We start from the raw sequence: 811 nt of genomic DNA, 5'->3' as shown, positions 1-811 counted from the left end.
TACGGTCAGCCAGCGACAGATGTTCTCTAGCTGACGCACGTTACCCGGCCAGTTGAGCTGGTTGAGCTTGGCAATGGTCTCTGGATGCAGCGCCTTGACCTCAACCCCGAGCTCCTCTGCCGCGGAATTAAGCAAGACATCGAAAAACTCACCCAGCACTTCCTTAATTCCGCGGAGGAGCTCGGGGTTGAGGTCAAGGCGCTGCATCCAGAGACCATTGCCAAGCTCAACCAGCTCAACTGGCCGGGTAACGTGCGTCAGCTAGAGAACATCTGTCGCTGGCTGACCGTAATGGCGAGTGGTAGTGAAATTCTGCCGTCGGACCTTCCACCAGAGCTACTTGAAGAGAAGACAGTCACCACCAGCGATAGCAGTGACAGCTGGCAAAACTTGCTCGCGAATTGGGCGAAGTGTGCGCTTGATTCAGGAGAAAAAGAGCTGCTCTCTTATGCGTTGCCAGGGTTTGAACGTATACTACTTGAAGCCGCGTTGAACCATACTAATGGTCATAAGCAAGATGCTGCGAAAGTGCTCGGTTGGGGACGAAATACCCTAACTCGGAAGCTAAAAGAGTTGTACTAGTCTCGATATGCTCAAAGTTGCCGTTACTTTTTAATCAAAAAAGTGTCGCTTGAGAGGGATGGAGTCGGTACAATTACAGTACAACATACAAAAGTTTTAGTCATCGATGTCCATAAAGACCCAAATTACACTCAGAACGGCAGTGGTACTGCCGTTCGTGATGATTTTTCTCTTCACTATAGGTGTATTGGTTTTTACCCAAAAGAGCAGCTTTGAAGAGATGGTTCGT

General features: G+C 49.3%; 2 pseudogenes. One reads left to right on the top strand and one right to left on the bottom strand.

Features of this window, described 5'->3' with window-relative positions:
* A pseudogene (gene glnG / locus KIV40_RS33665) lies at positions 1 to 207 on the bottom strand (nitrogen regulation protein NR(I)); the annotation flags it as partial.
* Between glnG and KIV40_RS33660 the strand changes: the two are divergent.
* A pseudogene (locus KIV40_RS33660) lies at positions 130 to 582 on the top strand (helix-turn-helix domain-containing protein); the annotation flags it as partial. The pseudogenes glnG and KIV40_RS33660 sit on opposite strands and share 78 nt — an antisense overlap.
* Positions 583 to 811: the final 229 nt, after the last annotated feature.

The organism is Vibrio sp. D173a (assembly GCF_030248475.1).
The sequence above is the reverse complement of the archived record's forward strand: the minus strand, read 5'-3'. Positions and strand labels throughout refer to the sequence as shown.